Source organism: Barnesiella sp. CU968 (genome assembly GCF_905219685.1).
Taxonomy (GTDB): domain Bacteria; phylum Bacteroidota; class Bacteroidia; order Bacteroidales; family Muribaculaceae; genus Lepagella; species Lepagella muris_A.
Map to the genome: position 1 here is coordinate 1 of NZ_CAJMXD010000203.1, position 5,432 is coordinate 5,432.

Below are 5,432 nucleotides of genomic sequence, written 5' to 3' on the forward strand. Positions count from 1 at the left end.
TCGTAATCCACGGGGATATTACCTACCTGAAATCCAAGTTCACCGGGAATTACGATTTCCTTGCCTGCCAATTCTGCAACAATGTCCCGCTGCTCCTTGTTAGAGCCCGAACAGGATATAATTAATGGAAGCAATAATGGTATTAGACGATAGTTTTTTCTTAAGGAAAACATGTATATATGTTTTTTAGCAAATCCAATATGCATCAAACAGCTAATTGCTTTTGTCAATAAGATGCACAGGACTTGGAAGCAAATATATACATATTTATCCAAATGGGCAACAAATATGCCCAATAACATAAGTTGCTTTATATTCCAATCCATATTTTTATCCTCCAACCACTTACAACCACAGAACAACCACCTATGGATGCATAAAACCTTTTGAGTGTAGATGTAAGACTGGTTGTTCCGTGGTTGTTAGTGGTTGGAAAAATTAAATTGGTCTGGCTTATACGGAATGTTGATATTCGGCATTATGTCACATTCTGGTTAATTCTGAATCACGACTTGTCCGAGTCCCTTTTCATTGAGACTTTCACCAGCTTTCCGGGAACTCCGAAGATNATTTGTCCGTTATGGTAGGCNACGGCGTCTCCAAGGTTTTCNTGCTCCTCTTCAGTCAGATAATACAGGCGAGATGCATATGTGTCCGTATTGACGATAAGGACATAATGTCTTTCTCCGCTATTGAAGGTATGCAACACGTTTCTGTCGTCGGAGAGAATGTCAAGTGTATTCACATATCCCTCCTCTGCAATCCTGTCCCATAGATTAACAGTTCCTTCATTCCTGTCTNCTTGTTTAAATTCATACCATTTACTCTTGAAATCAAGGCAATACAACGGTTTGGCGTTATCAGGCTCACAGAGATATACCACATTCTCCACTACCGGTATATACAGCAGCGAGTCCCCGGACAGTTCTGTAAAAGAATGCCATATTCCAAACGTGATATTTTTAAGATTGTCTGGTATCTTCAATATTGTTTTAGATCCTGACCTTTTTTTATATATCAGTTTGGAATCACTGCCATCGTATGCATCGTTGCCTCTGTCGAGCCACCACGAATCATTCTTGGAGTCATAAAAGAAATGGNACTCGCAATCTCCGATCTTGTCTTTACTCAAGAAATTTAAGTCACGGTCAAGAAATATGAACGGCTCGTCAGAACGGGGATCAAACAGTATTATATTGTCTGACGTGACATTAAAATCCCTTATAACCTGGAACTCTTCTGGTCCTTCTCCCCTGTTTACAAAGCTGTTTATAATATTTCCGTCAGAATCGTATACATANAACCCGTTGTCTTTGAACATATCCAATACAAAGATTGAATCCCGTCTGAACACTACCTTGGACAGGTGTCCCGGAAGGTGTCCGGTCTCCGAATCTTTTNGGGTCATTACATCCACACTCTGGACATTCTCTGTCAATGGCAACGCTTTATTCAAATCGACCTCAACAGCTTTTATTTCACTCTCTGATTCTTTACTGTTCGTACAGGCACAACTAAGCCCCGTCAAAACGACTACAACAAAAATTTTTACGATTCGTGACATATTCATACTCTTAGAAACTGTTTAAATTTAATTCAAGTCTGGCAACCCCCAGGTCAGCGTTGAAAAGCTGTCTGCCATCGCGGCATATGAATATCTGTTCCTCTTTCCCTTTTGTGAGGTTGCGAAGCCACAGCACGGCGTTCGCCGGAACGTCATACGTAATGTCGAACCCCTCGGCGGTCTTCTTCCCCAGTGATTTCCATTCGTTCCTGTCGAAATAGAACAGTTCATACTCTTCACCGGGCACGACATAGTTGTCGTCATTCTGCGGAATAATGAATATGCTGCTGACATATTCATCAGAATTAATGCGGAATACCAAATCAACAGAATCTTTATCAATGAGTGTCCATGATAAAATATTCCTGTCAACAAGTTTGTTCTTCTTCTCAGAGGGAGTGTCAGTTATTAAAGACAAAGGAACGCATTGAGAAGCAAGCGAATCCACAGACACCAACACCTCGCCGATTCTGGCATCATGCATTGGTGACGTCAAAAGACGTATATACCTGTTTTTCTTATTCAAGTTCACAGGAATACGATAGAAATTGTGTGAAGGCACAGAAGTTATGCTGTCGACATCATCCCAGGGTCCGGCTGGTGTCGATCCTGTCTGAGTTTTTATTCCCACAACCGAACTCATTCCCCGGATGAGATGAAGCCAGAAAGGCATTTTTCGTTTCATTGCCACAGTTTCTTTTCTGTATGAATCGGGAATAAAATCGTGTACATTGCCATTGCTTTCGAGCATGAACGGGTTTCCACATGTGCGATATTCACTGCCATTGCGAATGATAGGGAAATAAATCAAATCAGGTTCTATGTCTTGAAATATGGCTATGCCTCTTTTGACTTTTATTGCCATATCTATCGGTTTGTAACCCTGCGGAGTAAAAATACCAAGAAATATAGTGCCGGATTTGACGTTTACTTTGACTTTAGCTTCATTATGTCCGAAATATTCCGCAGTAACATCCTTTAACCGTGGATTCATGAGTTCATAAGGAGCATCATGCATACGCCTGTATTTTGCAAGTTTGTCCCTGTCAGGCATGAACATGTTTCTATATACCTTCCCCTTCCTGCGTCCGTCATAATGCAGACTGTCGCGTGTCGGCGGATATTTTCCATTGTCAAACATCCGAAAAATATGATCTACATTATCAAGCACTACAGTCCATTGATGAGAAGTCCCGTTATCGGGAGAAACCAGAATTGCGTCAATGGCACCGGGAATCCCGAATGCCCGCATGGCATGGAGCGTACGATCACACTCTTCCCGGCAGTATCCTACCGGAGAATCAAGTAAAGCGAGCGCCGAGCGATGTGGAATGTTCAGTTGTATATTATAACGGATCTCACCCACTGCCTTGGAAATGTATCTGGCGGCTTCTACAGAGGTAGTGGCTTTGTCAATCTCAGGAGATATGGAATCGAGAGCCTTTCGATAAGCATCCCTCCATTCTGTAACAGGCTCATCCCCTATTCTGTAGGGGAGAAGTGTCTCGTAAAGTTCTTTTCTTTCAAAATTCTTATTCCAGCTCCTGAGATTACTGACATGTTGGAAATCTGATATGTTTTGCAATAGGAAATCAGCGGAGAGTGTCTTAAGATCCATCACTTTGTTGCGTGGCATTATTTCATATCGTTTCCCTTCGGCAAGTTGCAGTGAATCCAATTGCCATCTTCCGTTTGGCTGAGGGAGTTTTTTATATAGTTGCTCGATTGAGTCGAGTCCCGGACCTGTCAAGGAATATTGTCCCAACATCCCGCGAACCAAGTATTCCGCAGCTTCTTTTTTCTCCCCATCATAGGAATTCAACACTTTCTCAATTTCCGAAGCATTTGATCCTGCCTGCGACATTGCCTGATCCGTCAACGTGTCTTCAACAGAGACGCATGAGACAAAAGCAAGCGGAATAACTAAAAACAATAACTTTTTATTATTTAAACTCTCAGACATTATAATCAGTTTAACAGATCTTCAAACTACCGCAGCATCGACTTTATGTCATATTTATAGATATATTCATTGTCTCCGAGTGGGTTGAAGGCATACAGGATCCCATCTTTGTCTACATACATGGCGGTTATTCCTTGTCACAAAACATTGATTCACCGGCAATGAGACGTATTCTCCGTCTCCGCTTGAACAAAGATGCACTCTACTTCTAACGAAACCGTGCTTTCATATTTCTATGGAATCTGGTATCCGGTAAACCATAATCCCTGTTTCTTCCTCATTGGGATTAACTGCGATTACCCTCCGTTTTTTCCTGTCTATGGCGAACTGATGAGCCGGAGATATGCCTAACTCTGCAACCCCATTACCTTCATAATCAACAATGAAGATCCGACTTTGATTATCCATATGTGGATCGCCATACAATATCCATATATGATTGGAAGTCATTTGCATGTCCATGAAACATTCCGCAAGCATACCCTGGGAGTCAACCCGCTCTTTATAATTGTCATAAGTCAAGACCTTGATAACCCTTCCTTGTTCATTATGAAGTATAATCCTTGGAAAACAACCATACGTTTCCGCAACCATCCCGTTTTCAGGACAATATGCAACCAATCTTTTAGAGATTATGTCTTCTTTGGGATTTTGGGAATCCTTGAAGTCATAACCCACCGGCCACTCTTCTATTGTTCCTGTCTTGGAGTCGAAAGAAATCATTCCGTAAACACGATCCTCACGAGGTGCGACATAGCAGCCATCTTTAATTTTGATTACTTCTCTCGGAATATACTTTCTGAAATTATCCGGAAATTCATAGTACAGACTCACTGAGTCAGGAGTCTCAGGATTAAAGCCATATAAGGCTATGGCATTGGGATCAAAAACAGACAATAAACTTTTGTCATCAAGTTCCTGACCAAATGTGCCGCTGACCTGAGACAATTCATTCGGACCATTTCCTTTCTTAATAATCTGTCTGAAATTATTGAATTCATCGTCAGATATAAGTAATAGATAATCCGACACGTATGTGTAAAACAGATATCCACCCTCTATTGCTGCTACAGAACCAATAACTGCAGGGATGGAGTCGCCAATGGATATAGGCTTACCCACAAGACTTATGTGTGTATTAAATTCACCAAATCCGACTTCTTCTGAACCGCCATCTTTGCCACAGGAGTTAAACACGGTTGCAATGAAAAACATTGCAACCGTGCTAATACATATTTTCATTAGTTTGTACATCTTGCTTCTGTGCCTGTCCCTTTATAATTCTCAATTCTCTCACATTTTGAACAATCGGTATACGATCTGTGGTAATCTATTGTTGCGGAGCTGTGACAAGGAATCAGGTCTCCTCCTTCACCACTTACCAATGCCTCGACATTCGCCATCTGAATGTCAGACATTGCATCTCTCTTTTGGGCATTGATTCCGACATACGTGGAAATACCCATGACTGCCACCACTGCGGCTGCGATGATCTTCTTTTTCATTTTGATTAAGTTTTAGTCAGTATTTTGATTACTTTACGAATCCGTGGAGGACAAGCCTCTCAGGATTCTGTCTCTCTTTGAACTAGACATCGGCATAGCGGTGGAACTGCTGCGGGATCGTGTCGGCTACGTAGATGATCTCGACATCAGCATATTCTCCGCTTTTCAAGACATCCCAATCAGCTTTTGCGCTCACGCAATGGCACGAAGGGGTGACCTCCTGCAGTGTCAGGTCTGAATCCGTATTGTTGTTAAGTCTGAAAAGCCTGGTTATTGTGTCGCCCCTGTTGACAACCCCGAGACTCCGCACGGCATTCTTACATAATGACGAGGTTTCATCCGGAAACTTATGATCCTGAGAATCGAAGATAAGCTGGGCATACAGCTCCCTGATCTTTGG

Annotated in this window: 6 protein-coding genes; all 6 read right to left on the reverse strand. The window is 42.0% G+C overall.

What is annotated here, in order from left to right; genetic code table 11:
* The coding region (locus JX312_RS08670) for a hypothetical protein (RefSeq protein ID WP_204457721.1) at window positions 1–326 on the reverse strand (326 nt) is incomplete at its 3' end.
* 179 nt (window positions 327–505) lie between these two features.
* Complete coding sequence (locus JX312_RS08675; protein WP_239653866.1) at window positions 506–1,456, reverse strand: 6-bladed beta-propeller; 951 nt, start codon at window positions 1,454–1,456, stop codon at window positions 506–508.
* A 118-nt stretch (window positions 1,457–1,574) separates the two neighbouring features.
* Complete coding sequence (locus tag JX312_RS08680; RefSeq protein WP_204457723.1) at window positions 1,575–3,497, reverse strand: hypothetical protein; 1,923 nt, start codon at window positions 3,495–3,497, stop codon at window positions 1,575–1,577.
* 255 nt (window positions 3,498–3,752) lie between these two features.
* Window positions 3,753–4,724 carry a hypothetical protein gene (locus JX312_RS08685; RefSeq protein ID WP_204457724.1) on the reverse strand — a complete coding sequence of 324 codons (972 nt, stop codon included), beginning with the start codon at window positions 4,722–4,724 and terminating at the stop codon, window positions 3,753–3,755.
* A gap of 44 nt (window positions 4,725–4,768) precedes the next feature.
* On the reverse strand, window positions 4,769–5,032 hold the full coding sequence (locus JX312_RS08690) for an NVEALA domain-containing protein (protein WP_123402880.1): 264 nt from the start codon (window positions 5,030–5,032) through the stop codon (window positions 4,769–4,771).
* Window positions 5,033–5,114: 82 nt separating this feature from the next.
* Window positions 5,115–5,432: DUF1573 domain-containing protein (locus tag JX312_RS08695; RefSeq protein WP_204457725.1), on the reverse strand; the 318-nt coding region annotated here is incomplete at its 5' end.